The following is a 14351-nucleotide window of genomic DNA, read 5'->3' on the forward strand; positions in this document are numbered from 1 at the left end:
ATAGCATTTTCTGCTATTTCGTATTCTTAGATAATAACATACTCAAAAAATCTTGAAAGGTATCAGCAATCTTTAATGTAGCTGGAGCACACTCATATGATTCTTCGTAGTCTAAGAAATCAACAGACGGATTGTTTTTATCATAGTGAAAGTTTAAACACAAGTAGTCTCCCCATGCTAGCTTCGCAATTGGAATTAACTCAGATCCAATGAGATCTTCATCATAAAAATTCCGTCCTTGTTCTCCTAAAGAAGTTTCGCAGCAACCAATATCATACACCCCATAAGGATGCTCACTGAAGTTTTTAATAATGCCTAAAAAACGTTCAATTTGACACCTCTTATTGATGATTGTTAGGGGTGTAGAATCTATTACTGTACATCCGTTATATTGTTTCAAGAATTCTTTATACGCATTGGGCAATTGGATGCGAAAAGAAGCTTCTAATTTTGCAATGTCTTGATCCTCTGGTAATGGATAAATAATGCTTTCTTTCACAACTCTCATCGTTATCAATCTCCTTGCAGTCCTTGCAATGGGTCATCTTCAAGGAAATACATTATGACTTCTGGTATTCATACATAACTGGAACTTTATCCATTTTAAGGGTTTTGGCCACAATATAACGACGGTAACCATCTTTCAAGATATTCGATCCTTTTTCAATCGTTAATGGCTCATCCAGACGCCCTGTACGCTTTACAAAATCAATGACCTTTTGTGTTTTTTGAGGGTTTGGACGTGTCTTTAAGAACTCTTCAGGTACGATGATTTTGTCGAAACTTAGAAGATCTTGTGTCCCTTTTGGCTGATTTGTTATTTGTTTCTTTTGTGGCTCCACCTTTTTCTCTTGAACAGGTGTCTCCTTCACTTCTGTCTGTACTTTTTCAGCTTTCTTCTCTTCATTTGCTGCAGGTTGAGAAGTAGGTGCCGGTTTTTCTTCGTGTTTGGTAACAGCAACTTCTTGTTGCGCTGCAGAAGCCTCTTGTTTGGCCTCTTTTTTATCGTTTGGTTCATTGTCTTCTTTGTCTTTCTTATTCGGGAGAACGGTAATCTGGAAGCAGATTACACCTACTTCACCAGGGCATTCATCAATCGGAATGTCTAAAGTTGGTTCTCCTTGAATTAAGATCTTTTCATGCATAATACTTTTTTTCGTGAGACCTGTTTTGTTAAAAGCCTTCTTTGCAACAAATACCGTGTACGAAATAAACGTACTCTTCTTCAAGCCTTTAGGCGCAGATGGTGACCCTTTTTCACGCATATCAAAGGCAACATAGCGATCGTATTCTCGTAGTGGTCCTGTAGCTGATCCAGTTAACGTAATTTTATGTGGCATAATGTGCTCCTCCTGCGTAGATATAGATTATTTATTATTTAGAACAGTGTTCTAAATAAACATACCCTAATAATAATTTAGCTTCTAAGGGATTTCTTCACTTTTTACATTTTCTTCGGTCGTACATATAAACAAAGACTATGTGCATACTTGTAGTGTGGACTTGTAGCTCAATGGCAGAGCAGCCAGTCGTATTACACTGTACAACTTTGGCGTCTTGCAGGTTCAAATCCTGCCAAGTCCTCTCTTAAAACACTGAATACGTTAGAAATAGTGAAAGTCCTTGCTATGCTTTAACTATTTTTAAAATTAAGAAGCTGGTTCCTTTAATTTAGCATATTGATGCAATAAGTCTTGCTCCTCAGGTGTTAATGCTTGTCCTAAATCTTGTTTCAGTTCCGCCATTTCTAATGAACTGTACGTAGAGCAGTGTTCTTGCAGCAAGCATTCCTCTTCTGGTGTAAGTTTTTGCCCTAGGTCTTGCTTTAATTGAATCGTTTCAAGCTGTTGTTCTAAAGATAATTCTACTTTTTTTGTACCCTTCTCTTGATCCTGTTCAGCCTGTAACCAATCAGGAACGATTTCTTTACGGATAATATGTTTTGGTATAAACAATTTTGTTGATGACTCTTCTTTATGTATAACTTCCTCATGAGTTGGATATACTGATGAATAATCCTGGTTTTTAGGGTTCACCAACTGATAGAATTGGTTTTTCGCAATTTTATAGAGTAATTGGCACATATTATCTAAGGACAAAGAATTGCCTTTATGATTAGCTTCATGTACATATTTGTCTAGTCCAATAATAGATGTATACGCAATTTCATGTACTTGCCCTTTAGTAATATCAATCTCTGTATCTCGTTTTACGGCTTTTGCAGCATTTTGAATGCGAGCATAAAAGTCTTTTAGTTGATGGCCATACTTACCTGCATAGACTTGATTGACTTTCTTAGGAACACCTTTGATATAGGTAAATGACTGTGAAGCAGACATTAAATGATTATTTATATGATTTACAGGTAAATCAAGGTTAATAAAGGCACCAGGTAATTTATCGGCCTTTAGGCTTGGTGTATCAACGTTTTCAGCACTTTCTGGATACATCACAGGAAGCGTCACAGGAGTTGTCATTTCTTCTTGTTGGACTGTTTGTATACCTGTTGTATCATGGGCAAAAAAGATTTCTTCGCAAATGTGATTAAAGTTCTTATGGCTTTTAAGAATAAATACATAGCTATCAGGATGAGTACCTGTTGCATCTTCTTTAATGTAACGTGCTACAAGTATAAAAGGTGTCGCTTTTAACGAACGTACAAAACGAGAAACCGTACTTTTAGAAACTTTAAATTTCTTCATGAGTGTTTCAGAACGAATGGCTTGGATGCCTGTAGCCACTAGGTTATAGATGACATGATCAAGCATTTCCATTCTTTTTTTAGGAAATTCTTTATGTATAGCTGATTTGTTCTGTTTATAATGAGTACGGATAATTTCTAAAAACTCTTCTTTCTTTTTCCGAAGTGTGGATTTGTTCTTCCACAACCACTTAAGCCGTCCGTTGAAGGTGTCTACATCTTTTAAATAGCAGGTCAATATTTTTGTCATTTGTTCATTATCTCCTTTAAGGAACAAAAAAAGACACTGTTTCCCTGGAAAAAGGAAAACAATGTCGTGATTTTGATGAACTAAGCCCTTGAAATAGACAGCTATTTCATATAAAATAAAACCATAAGTTTTATTTTATAGAAAAACTAACTCTATTAACAAGAGACTTCGACAAGTGTTTTCCCTACTGTAACTAGGGGGAACGGTTTAAGAGTGCTACCAACACGTCTTAAACAGTTGAAGTCTTTTTTCTATTCCGGTCATTTTTGTTAGTTTTATTATAGCGTTAATTAATCTCATAATTCAATAAGAATTAGTAATATATCTCAAAAGATTTAGTTTTGCACCTTTTATGAGGTGCAAATCCTATCTATATTCAAATGAATTTATTGTTGAAGGTATTAAGAGAACTTTCTCTGACAACTGCTACAAAAATAATAAAACAGCTTCTAATTACTGGTCAGTAATTAGAAGCTGTTTTATTATTTTGTGAACATTCTTTTCCATATGCTTTTTCCTTGTTCTTTTTGAATTTCGGTCATAGCTGAATGGATAGAATCTAGTTTTTTAAGTAATTGATCATTCACTTCTTTTAAACGCTGATTGTCTTGTTCAAGTTTATTCATCTGTTCTTTTATTTCTATAACATCTTTTTTTTCTGCCAAATTTTCAGATGGAAGCGTTAGTTGTTCTTTCTTTTCCATTTTTTTATCCATTTCTTCTATTTTTTTAGCAAGCAATAAAAATGCTTCTTTAAAGGAGTTTTCGTTTATATCTTCTTCCTCTAAATCCTTGTTAATAATTTTTATTTGTTCTTCGCTCATTAAATTTGCTTTAATTAATTCTTCACGAATCATTTCATTTGGTGCATGTTTTCCGAATTTTTCCTTTAGTTCAATAATCTTCTCGATTTTTTTATCTTCATCAGTAAATATGTATCTTATTCTTCCAATTCTTTTATGTCGTACTAACCCGACTTCGCACCAGTCCCGTAACTGATGATTTTCTATATTAAATTTTCTAGCAACTTCTGAAATAACCATTGTTTCTTCGCTCATAATTGTACCTCCCTCACAAACGAATTAATCTAACTTAGTTAGTATCTTCTTATATGAAATATTTTTAATAACTCAATTAAGTCTAACTTAATTGGTTCTGACTAATTAAATTAGACTTAATTTAAAGCTTGTCTTTATTATTCTAGCAGATTTCACACTTAACTGAATTAAATTTATTATATTTTATGTTATGTAGTTCAATTAAATTTGAACTGAGTCCTTCAAAAAACTACAAATCCATTATAGTTTTTTAAAATATTACAATAAGTTTAATTAAAATGCAATTAAGTTCAACTAAGTACAACTTAATTGCATTTTAATTAAACTTTTATTTATTTATATTTAATTTAGTACAACTTATTTCGTTTTTAGTTAAACTAAATTGAGGTTGTATGCAACGAGGTTATTTTAAGTTAATCTTAAGTTAAACTATCAAGTTTGGATCGATAATTTAGAACAAAAAAGTTATGTGTTAAGTTGTTTTTCTCATTTAATCTTCAATAGATTAAGGATTTTAATAGCTGAGACTACTGTCGATTCTGTTTAGATAATACACTTCTTCTGTAATATGGTGTGAAACATATCTATGTAGGCATTATCATAAAAGCAGTCTTTTTGGCTGAAAAGATGCTTTATCTCTTATTTGTGGACATGCTTAGTAAACTCATGTCTTATTTATTGTGAATCGAAATTGTTACGAGTAGGTAAACCCTTTTAGGGCTTTTGGACAGTGTAAGCCTTTTGAAGTGCTTCAATGATTAATTCTGATGTTATTAAACGTGAAAAAATAGTACACAATTTCTTTAATGTGAATTTAATGAAGATGCTAAATAAAACCAACCGCCTCGTATCATAGAGACATACTTAATTTCAGGCACTCATTGTTTAGAGAGATTTGATAAATTTTTGAAACGCTAAAATGTGTTTTGCTTTTTCTTTAATATGACCATAGCCTTTTTTTTGAAGAATCTTAGCTAATTCTCTAGGTATTAGAGATCTTTCCTCTGCATTAAAAGGTGTTAATACATTCACGCAGTTATAAATTGTTACTTTTGATCACTATATTCGCTGCTTAATTATTTAACCAAGTTTTCAGCATGGTATAAATACATAATCTATTTTTTAAGTCATCATTTTATTTTCTCCCACTTATGTTCATTTCCTGATTTTGTTCAGTAGTCATAACTAATCCAGACTCAATTGAGTCTGGATTAGTTATCTTATTTGAATGAATATTAATTAGGTAGAGTCACCTTTTATTGGTACATTTAGTCTGTGTACACCTAATTGAAATTAATTTAAATCAATTAATTACTAATTGGGTATAAAAAATATAGATTCGACAGCTTTTAATTAGACAAGTTGATATGCTCTATTTTAATTAAATTAAACTTCTTTTTTGTTGAGTTAATTTTAATTCAATTGAGTCTAAATTAGTTATAATTAACTCGTTTTTTTAAAAAATAGAGTTAGATTCTTGCAGAAGAAAAAAGAAAATCTAATTGTTTAGTTATATATTAGGGTAATAATAAAATCTTAAAAAGTTATTTAGTGAATTAATGAAAAATTTTTAATTTGAAAAGTACATGTCTTTAATTTTTATCAAAGGAATAGAGAAACAGAAACAAAGATATAAAAGATTCACTTTGATGCTAAAAGCATCCTGCTTCATGAATATAAGCAGAAAATTTTACGTGAAAAGATGAAAAAATGAATGAAAAGCAACAATATTTAGCCATAAAATGAAAAAACATAGGGAGACGCAAAGGGGACATTAAGCGACTTTCTTTGTACCCACGGCTTTGCTAGGCTCTGCCTAGCCCCACACCTATCAGCAGCCATTGGATCGGGATTGTTAAGGAGGGAGGGTTTACTATCCATATTCCAGTCTTTAAATAGGTCTTTCATTTCTTCAAAAAATAATTTCTCTCGGAAGGATTCTAAAAAAACCTTCCGTAATGTATAGCATGTAGTCTATCTGCTTGTTTAACTCCTTCCTCCATAAAGATATTGCCTATGTTAAAGGTATACCTACTACATAAAATTAATAACCCTATGATAGCTAAGTTTTTTGCACCTACGTAGATATAATAATATGAGTTTTTATCACTTGAAATATTATTTACACTAAAATAAGCAAGAATAGCCCCTATAATAATTCCGGCAGTTCCTATGGAGTAGCACCCCATAGCAATTCTTTTGTTAAACTTTTCTCTACTCTTAAGATCTGAAATTACCTCTTTTTTGCTCTCTTTTTCAGCAGTCTCTTCTGTTTTTGTTTGATAGATTTCTGCTTCTTTTACTGCAAGAAGTCTAATTTATCTCCTTAAAATTCCCATTTAAAATATCCTGTTTATCGACTTCGGAATAACCAATCCCTGCAAAACCAAATTGCGGAGTAGAATCGTCAAGTACAATCAGCAATAAAGATTTTCTCGCAAACTTCAATGTTTTTCTAGCATTTCAGATTCCATTTGATACGACGCTGAACTTACATAATTTTGAGAAATTAAAACAATTGCTAAGTCAACTTTTAAGAGTGTCTCCAATAGTAATCCCGGCTCAACAAATATCGAAGTTAATCGTCCACTATCTGGAACTGAATCTCCCGTTAACACATTATAATTTGATCTCCTTAAGAATTCTTTAAGTGACGCTCCTACGTGCGCATCATCTGGTGAATAATGAATTAAAATATTCTTCATATGGTGAAAATTCTCCTTTTATGATAAGTGGCAATATACCTATTGTAACTTTAAATTACATAGAAAAGTAGTTGCTTATTTACAAATTGAAGCAATGTTGGAAATGAAAATTGACCTCCTGAAAAAATAGAGATTACAAGTTAATCTTAAGTTAAACTCATTTATGTATATTAAAAAATAGAGGAGTACACGAATTTGGAGTGTTAAAAAGCAATGCACTACTATATAGTTCATTTAATTTTTACTGTATTGTTTGTGAGAGGGAAGCGTATGTTTTATCTTGTTCCTTAAGGTAGCTCTGAGTGGTTCTTACGATTTGTATAAGCCTCTTTAATGTCTTCTGAATAGTTTATAAACCCTTTTTTATTCTTAGAAGCTCACAATGGCTTTTAAAAGCCATAGCAACTAACTACATAGCTTAGGAGGTTGCCTATAAAACACACGTAATGTATTGATCAAGACATAGGTATGAAAGCTAAATTTACTCATAAATAGCCTTTTGGAACTTAGCTACTACAATTCTTCATCTCACTATAGTATAGAAGCAGAAAAAGCAGGCGAATGCCTGCTTTTATAAACGCTACGATTAACCTTCAAATAAATGGTCCATTTCTTCTGCTGCTTCCCGTTTTCTTTTTTCCCTGAACTGCATTTTTTCTTCTTGAATCTTGTGTAGCGCAACTCTTTTGGCTTTCTTTGTAGCCTCTGTTTCATTGAACTCTGTGGGCTTAAACTTTTGGATATTTAATTGATCGTATAAGTTATTAACTAGCTCTAGTAATATTCGAGTGTCTATTTGTGTATTCTTTGTCGTTTCTTTTACCTCATTTAATTCATCGTCTAAGTATTGATAAAATCCACTCGCTCTTTTCAGATAAGCCTGACCTATTGCGTCAATTGTAGCAGCATCTAAAAATGTTTCATCAGGTTCATTATTTTTTAATCGTTCATATTTTCGAATGATATCTGCAATGGCATCTCCTGGAAAACGATAGCCTCTTTCTTTCATATGTTTATGAAGATATTCATCAGCCTCTTCACTTAAAGAAATCATTCTTCTGTGTTTGCTTGCTGTCATTATTCTTCATCCTCCCCAAAGAGTTTATTGAATGTATGATCCATATTTGTCATCGCATCTGAGCATCTTTGCATGGTATCTATCGTTCGATCATACAAATCATTGATGGCTTGTTCTCTCTTTTCTACTTCTTCCATGATTGATAATGTTTCAATTTGTTCTTTCAAAAAAGCTTGTCGAGAAAGACCTTTTTCTTTGGCTAAACGATCTACTTTACTCACAGCAACCGGACATACATTTCTCACTTTAATCTCCATGTTTGTTCTCCTTTTCTTTGTTTTTATTACATCAACATAAACAGCGTAAAAAACATACTGAAGAGCATAAGGGGTTTTTGCCCCCACAGGGTGTGTGGGGCTAGGCAGAGCCTAGCTTCACCGTGATACCACGAAAGTTGCTTAGGTGCACACCTTAAGGTTCCTTTCTGAGTATATAGTGTGGATATAAAGTCTCCTTTACAGGTGACTCTTTGTGTATATTCTGATGATGTGAAGTCCCTCTGCAGGTCACGTCAGTTTATTGGGATTGAAGAAGTTTTCTTGATGATTCGTGATCTAAATGTTGAAATTTTTTAACAGCTTCTTTCATGGAGGATACACCTAATTTGCGTATAATCGTTTGTCTTTGTGATTTGATTGTGGCTTCTTCTTTAGACAGAATTAACTGCATTTCCCTTCCAGAATACCCATCTAAAGCGAGCTCAAAAACTTGTTGTTCAGCAAAGGTAAATTGATTGAGAAATACTTTTTCTTTCAGGATTTTGCATTCTTCTTCTACACGTTTTAGTCGAGCAACTTCATCAACTAAATCAGATGCCACACTCAAAACATGTTCAATGCCCATTAAAAGTTTTTCACTTTGATCCATGATAAGACCCTCCTGTTTTTTGAGGGCAACCCATGTTATAATAGAAGTCCTTACGAGTTCTACATGGGGTGCTTTCCTGGCAGGGAAAGTGCCCTTTTATTTTGTTTTTTTTCTTACTTCTTTGAATCTTTAAAGAGTTCTTTCTCCAAAAGTTGAACAAGAAATTCTTTTTTGCTCACACCTTCTTCAATACATCTCTTTGCAAATTCTTTAAACAATTCTTCGGGAATATCAGCATTCAAACGCTTAAATCCAGACGGTGTTTTAGTCATATAATCCCTCACACTCTTTAAATACAAGTCACTCAAATGAGTGACTTGTATTTAGTTTAAAGGAAATAATTCCTAAAATCAACAGTTGTTTACGTAAAAAAGTAATCACTCAAAGACTTTCTATAAGATTTCTCATCAGTTACTTGCACAGCTATTAGAATGGTTGTGAAATGAAAAATCCAGGGTCAAAAAAATTACTTCTTGACCCTTAAATTCAGAGGGAGCAAAACTTTTTAAGCTGCCTAATATTAAAGTATCTGTAGCAGCAATGAAATGACTCTTTTTCTAGGTGCTAAAATTTGCATCGAATGAATGGTTATAGGCAAAACAAAAGTTAATTTCGTCAGAGAGCGTTTCTCTGCATGCCAAAATTATCGATTAACTTGGAAGATGCTTTTTTGTTTCTTATAAAAATATAAAAAAGAGGAGACTTTTTATGAAGAACATTTTTATGAAATCAATGACCGTTCTTACATTATTAATGGTCGCATTATGTGGAGTAAATCAGGGGAAAACAGAGGCAGCAAGCAACACAGCGAATCAAGATTTAATTATCATTAACAAGTACTACAACAAGTTTGCCTATTTCCATAAAGGTTATATTGAAATCGTTGATCCAGTAGCAACGGGAAAAACGTGGGATAAAACACCTGTTGGTTTTTTTTAAGTGGTAAACAAAATTATAAACCGCCCTTACTATACAGGACATATTCCTGGCGGTGATCCTCGCAACCCATTAGGAAAACGCTGGTTAGGATTAAATGCAAACGGTACGTATGGTGATACATACGGTATTCACGGCAATAACAATGAAAGCAGCATTGGAAAATATGTGAGTCAAGGTTACGTGAGAATGCATAATGTAGACATCGAAAAGCTTTACGATAAAGTCCAAGTAGCCACACCGGTTGCCATTACATATTCTTATAAAAGATTCGTTGACCTTACGAGCGTATATGGATATAAATTCAAAGGCTACAAGATGAAAAACAATTAATATCTGAACAGCATTCCGTGTTTTTTTAGCACGGAATGCTGTTTTTGTTTTCCTATCTAAATCTCTAAATTCAGTGTCTATGTAGGAAAACTTCGTGTTTTTGACCTTGACCTTAAACGTAAAGGAGAAAGGATACGAATGAGTTCTGAGTAGTTAGGGAAATAATGGTTTTTAACTTTTGGTTAAAAATTCTTTACTGAACGTTCTTGAATTGATATACTCAAAACAAGTTGGATCTAACAGTTCTTTTATCCAAATAAGAATGATCATTCTTAAATTACCTAAAGAGTTTATTGAGGGGGAATGAATAGTATAAAATTGTTGCACTCTAAGTGCATAAAATAATTCTAAATCCTTTCTCAGACATACGAGATAATACGTTCTAAGGTGGGAGTACATGGCTAGAAATAAAGAATTTGATGAAAAAGAAGCACTAAGGAAAGCAATGGAGCTTTTCTGGCAACAGGGGTATGAAAAAACATCCATGCAAGATTTGGTGAACTATATGGGCGTTCACCGTAGAAGTATTTATGATACATTCGGTGACAAACATACTTTATTTATTCGAGCCCTGAGTCACTATGTAGAAGTAATGGATGTAAGATTTAAAAGTAACATAACACCAGATTTAACGGTTAAGCAGGCTATACGAAAATTATTTGAAATGGTTATTTATCCAGCCGATAAACAGCCAAAAGGGTGTTTAACAGTCAACACAGCAGTTGAATTATCGTTACTTGATCAAGAAGTAGCTGAAAAAATTACAGAGACGTTTATAAAGACCGAAACCTTATTATTTGATTTACTGAAACACGGTCAAGAACAAGGAGAGATTCCTGAGCACTATGATATCAAAGGGCTCTCTAAATTTATTCATAATTCCCTTGTAGGAATACGAGTATTAGCAAAAACAACAAATGATAAAAAAGAATTAGAAACCATTATTGATATGAATTTGTCAGTACTAGGATGAATTATATCTTGTTGTTTAAATAAATGAATTAACACCAATCTAAATATATTTTTAAGGAGAGAAAGAATATGAAGTACACAGTTATTACAGGAGCAAGTTCAGGTATAGGATATGAAACAGCATTAGAATTTGCTGCTCGTGGAAAAAACTTAATTATTGTAGCTAGAAGGTTAGAGAGATTAGAAGGGCTCAAATCAGTCATTCATAATATAAATCCTGATTTAGATGTTATTATTCATACAAGTGACCTATCGATAACAGATCAGGCGTACGCACTGTATAACAGTTTAAAGCAGTATCAAGTTGAGACGTGGATTAATAATGCCGGTCTTGGTGAATCTTCTTCTGTGACAGATCAGAATTTAGAAAAAGTAGAATCCATGTTACGTCTTAACATAGAGTCATTGGCAATCCTTTCTACGCTATTCGTGCGAGATTATTCTCATGTAGAGGGAACTCAATTAATTAACGTATCCTCCGCACTGGGATATGCAACTTATATTGGTGGTATCACCTATTCTGCATCTAAATATTTTGTTAGTGCATTTACAGAAGGGCTTGCAAAAGAACTAGAGCTTAAAGGTGCAAAAATGAAGGCGAAAGTTTTAGCACCAGCAGTGACAGAAACAGAATTTGAGAAAACTTCACAGGATGTAGAAGAATTCGATTATAAAAACTTTATGCCGATGTATCACACAGCTAAGCAAATGGCTGGTTTTATGATGGAACTTTATGACAATGATAAAGTCGTAGGTATTGTAGATGAAAGCTACAATTTCAATTTAAGAGATCAAATCTATCCAATACTAGGCGTTTAACGTATCAACAAAGGTTTTAAATCTATATATAACTGAAAAACGAACATAACTCGTTAGGGTGATAAACATAGTTCCTTTACAGTATCAATTCAAAAAATTTAACTATTTAAGAATGAACGTTCTAAAATAAAACAACAGTATCAAATGGATAAAAAGGTAATTTTGTAAGTGTTTAAGATTTAGGTGGTGGGTTGATCCTAAAATAAGGTTTCCTCCACCTAAACGATTGGAATAATATAAGTTTTTTATAAAAAGAATTATATTGAGGAGAAAAAATGAAGTAGACAGTGAAAATAATAAAAATAAGATAAACAAACTAATAAAAGCAACTCAATGGAAGGGTGCTAAAGAAAAGAATGAAAACACTCATGAAAGCAGCTCAGATCACCAAATATTCAAAAGATATTCAGGCCCAAGTCAATGATATTCCAATCCCAGAAATCAATGACAACGAAGTCTTGGTAAAAGTTAAAGCTGCGGCGGTCAATCCACTCGAAATGTTGATTATCACAGGTAGTGTAAAACTGATTCAGGACTATGAATTCCCCTTAACGCTTGGTAATGAATTGACAGGAGTTATAGAAAAGGTTGGAAAAAGCGTGACAGAATTTCAGCTAGGAGATGACATCTATACACGTCTCCCATTAAAAAAAATTGGTGCTTTTGCGGAATATGCCGCAATTGATGCTACCGCCATTGCATTAATGCCCAAAAACTTATCTTATGTGGAAGCTGCTGCAGCACCACTGGCTGGACTAACAGCTTATCAAGGTCTACACGAAGAACTTGAGGCACATCCTGGTAAATCTGTTTTTATTCCAGGTGGATCGGGTAGCTTTGGTCAAATGGCTGTCCCAATCGCAAAAGAAATAGGTCTGAATGTTATTGTTAGTGGCAACTCAGAAGCGCGCGAACGCACGTTGGAAATGGGTGCAGATCAATATTTGGTTTATACAACAGAAAACTACGTTGACTCGTTGTCGAATGTGGATTATGTGATCGATACACTGGGTCCTAAAGAATTTGACAATGAATTGAGTATCATCAAACCTGGGGGAAGATTGCTCTCTCTCCGTACAGGTCCAAATAAGCGTTTCGGAAAAAAAGGAAATTTTCCATTTTGGAAACAAAAGCTGTTTTCCGTTGCTGGTGCAAAGTATGACTACAAAGCCAAGAGACACGACGTGGAATATCATTTTATGTTTGTTCGTTCTGACGGCGCACAACTAAAAAAAATCACCAAAATCATTGAGGAACACAACATTGTTCCACCAATTCATCCAACACTATTTCCCATAGACAACGTAAATGAGGCGCTAGAACTAGTTGCAAGTGGACGACCGAAAGGAAAAGTAATTATTAATTTTTAGGAGAACATGAGGAGATCAGTCCAAATAAAAACTAACCTAAAAAGAAGAAGGTCATGTCCATAATTTATCTGTTATAAAAATAAACAATAGATCAAGTATTAATTAAAAGTAATGTGTTAAAAAATACTATATATTTTGTAACAGTATTAACTATTACTCTTGTTAATATAATGTTATAATTTACTTTCATTTACAAAAGTAATAGTTAACTTACTTTATTAAAAATAGCGTTAATTATTACATACCTTGTAGAAAAACTCTTTATTTGTCGTCACTAACTGTAAATAGTAAAACCTTAATAATAAATGAAGTAATTTAATATTTACTTAACAAACAATAAAATGTAAACAAGGTTATTTACTCTAAATATAGTGAAAGACAATATTTTTTTAAAAGGTATATGTATATGAATCTATAAATCTGGCCAGACTAATAATGTATTCCCCCTATTCCGATAAATTTGAAAACCCTTTGCCTATATGAGCAAAGGGTTCTTTTTTTATGTAAATATTTATCAAGGCGCAAACCCTTGAAAATTGACTGCAAGATAGATACCAAACGAAAGAGCACATAAGGAAACAAAATGTAATGTTAAAAAAGGGATTTTCTGTTTACCTTTGATAAAGAAGGAATAAATAAACCCGAGTATTGTAACTAAAGTTAAAATAGGCACAACAATCTTAATCACAGTACCAAAAGCGTTTGCTGTAACAACTGATAAAAGAAAGAACCCAATTATAACTACATACAAGATTATTGAAGTAACTAAAGAAGCTACTGACACTTTTAAAGCATTTTTAAAGAATTTCTTCATCTAATTTCCTCCTAATAGATTTTATAGAAAACAAAAAGAAGCAAGCATGTTAAACTCACTTCTTTTAACTTTCACCAAAATTCATTGCAAAAAATAGCATTCCTAACATAATAAGTAGTGGAATTACAACAAAAGAGGTCAAACTAAAATATTTCATTAGCCCTTTTTCATGTTTTCCAAAAGCTATTACTCCACATAAAAAGCCCATAAGGTAAATGACAATTCCTATATAAAGAATATTTGAGCTATATATTGGTGTAAAATATTGTCCTACCCCAATAACAATTCCAAGCAACGATAACCACAATGAGTATTGACTAAAACGTTTTTTCAAGTTGCTCCTCCAAGAACTAAGTATATGGTTAATAATACCATCTATCTGTCTATCAGTTAATATAAAACATGTTATCAGTAGAAAAATAAACAAGCTAAGGAATAAAACTGTCTT

General features: G+C 32.9%; 16 protein-coding genes and 1 pseudogene. 6 read left to right on the forward strand and 11 right to left on the reverse strand.

The features are described 5' to 3' along the window. Positions 1 to 13: 13 nt before the first annotated feature. A complete protein-coding gene (locus tag MMB68_RS24950) occupies positions 14 to 508 on the reverse strand; it encodes an SMI1/KNR4 family protein (RefSeq protein ID WP_277549504.1) in 495 nt (164 codons plus the stop codon). Between the two features lie 52 nt (positions 509 to 560). Further along, on the reverse strand, positions 561 to 1340 hold the full coding sequence (locus MMB68_RS24955) for a ParB N-terminal domain-containing protein (protein ID WP_224980709.1): 780 nt from the start codon (positions 1338 to 1340) through the stop codon (positions 561 to 563). A gap of 159 nt (positions 1341 to 1499) precedes the next feature. Here MMB68_RS24955 and MMB68_RS24960 point away from each other — a divergent pair. Next, positions 1500 to 1584 (forward strand): annotated as a pseudogene (locus MMB68_RS24960). Positions 1585 to 1649: 65 nt separating this feature from the next. On the opposite strand, the gene MMB68_RS24965 reads toward MMB68_RS24960, so the two are convergent. The 7 genes from MMB68_RS24965 to MMB68_RS24995 all read right to left on the reverse strand — a co-directional run bounded on the left by MMB68_RS24965 (position 1650) and on the right by MMB68_RS24995 (position 8931). Then, entirely contained in the window at positions 1650 to 2951 is a 1302-nt protein-coding gene (locus tag MMB68_RS24965) for a replication protein (protein WP_277549505.1), read from the reverse strand. A gap of 482 nt (positions 2952 to 3433) precedes the next feature. Beyond that, entirely contained in the window at positions 3434 to 4009 is a 576-nt protein-coding gene (locus MMB68_RS24970) for a MerR family transcriptional regulator (protein WP_277549507.1), read from the reverse strand. Positions 4010 to 6453: 2444 nt separating this feature from the next. After that, on the reverse strand, positions 6454 to 6714 hold the full coding sequence (locus tag MMB68_RS24975) for an NAD(+)/NADH kinase (protein WP_277549508.1): 261 nt from the start codon (positions 6712 to 6714) through the stop codon (positions 6454 to 6456). Between the two features lie 586 nt (positions 6715 to 7300). After that, entirely contained in the window at positions 7301 to 7792 is a 492-nt protein-coding gene (locus tag MMB68_RS24980; protein ID WP_165573153.1) for a hypothetical protein, read from the reverse strand. Then, a complete protein-coding gene (locus MMB68_RS24985) occupies positions 7792 to 8049 on the reverse strand; it encodes a hypothetical protein (RefSeq protein ID WP_048018898.1) in 258 nt (85 codons plus the stop codon). Before MMB68_RS24985 ends, MMB68_RS24980 begins: the two co-directional genes overlap by 1 nt. Positions 8050 to 8308: 259 nt before the next feature. Further along, on the reverse strand, positions 8309 to 8659 hold the full coding sequence (locus MMB68_RS24990) for a helix-turn-helix domain-containing protein (protein WP_263046226.1): 351 nt from the start codon (positions 8657 to 8659) through the stop codon (positions 8309 to 8311). A gap of 113 nt (positions 8660 to 8772) precedes the next feature. Beyond that, on the reverse strand, positions 8773 to 8931 hold the full coding sequence (locus MMB68_RS24995; protein WP_155404447.1) for a hypothetical protein: 159 nt from the start codon (positions 8929 to 8931) through the stop codon (positions 8773 to 8775). Positions 8932 to 9367: 436 nt separating this feature from the next. Here MMB68_RS24995 and MMB68_RS25000 point away from each other — a divergent pair, with 436 nt between their 5' ends. The 5 genes from MMB68_RS25000 (at position 9368) to MMB68_RS25020 (ending at position 13089) form a co-directional block, all read left to right on the forward strand. Further along, positions 9368 to 9598 carry a L,D-transpeptidase gene (locus MMB68_RS25000; RefSeq protein ID WP_277549509.1) on the forward strand — a complete coding sequence of 77 codons (231 nt, stop codon included), beginning with the start codon at positions 9368 to 9370 and terminating at the stop codon, positions 9596 to 9598. Then, positions 9599 to 9928, forward strand: coding sequence for a L,D-transpeptidase (locus tag MMB68_RS25005; protein WP_277549510.1), 330 nt, complete (start codon positions 9599 to 9601; stop codon positions 9926 to 9928). Positions 9929 to 10325: 397 nt separating this feature from the next. Further along, positions 10326 to 10901 carry a TetR/AcrR family transcriptional regulator gene (locus MMB68_RS25010; RefSeq protein ID WP_221817090.1) on the forward strand — a complete coding sequence of 192 codons (576 nt, stop codon included), beginning with the start codon at positions 10326 to 10328 and terminating at the stop codon, positions 10899 to 10901. A 68-nt stretch (positions 10902 to 10969) separates the two neighbouring features. Further along, the gene (locus MMB68_RS25015; protein ID WP_277549511.1) at positions 10970 to 11719 is read left to right on the forward strand and encodes an SDR family NAD(P)-dependent oxidoreductase; all 750 of its coding nucleotides are present in this window, start codon (positions 10970 to 10972) and stop codon (positions 11717 to 11719) included. Positions 11720 to 12075: 356 nt separating this feature from the next. Beyond that, complete coding sequence (locus tag MMB68_RS25020; RefSeq protein WP_277549512.1) at positions 12076 to 13089, forward strand: NADP-dependent oxidoreductase; 1014 nt, start codon at positions 12076 to 12078, stop codon at positions 13087 to 13089. 514 nt (positions 13090 to 13603) lie between these two features. Here MMB68_RS25020 and MMB68_RS25025 read toward each other — a convergent pair. Continuing rightward, positions 13604 to 13903 carry a hypothetical protein gene (locus tag MMB68_RS25025; protein WP_226556661.1) on the reverse strand — a complete coding sequence of 100 codons (300 nt, stop codon included), beginning with the start codon at positions 13901 to 13903 and terminating at the stop codon, positions 13604 to 13606. Between the two features lie 64 nt (positions 13904 to 13967). Further along, a complete protein-coding gene (locus tag MMB68_RS25030) occupies positions 13968 to 14237 on the reverse strand; it encodes a hypothetical protein (RefSeq protein WP_048022084.1) in 270 nt (89 codons plus the stop codon). Positions 14238 to 14351 lie beyond the last annotated feature (114 nt).

Origin of the sequence: Priestia sp. Y58 (assembly GCF_029522095.1) — a bacterium.
GTDB classification, from domain to species: Bacteria; Bacillota; Bacilli; order Bacillales; family Bacillaceae_H; genus Priestia; species Priestia megaterium_E.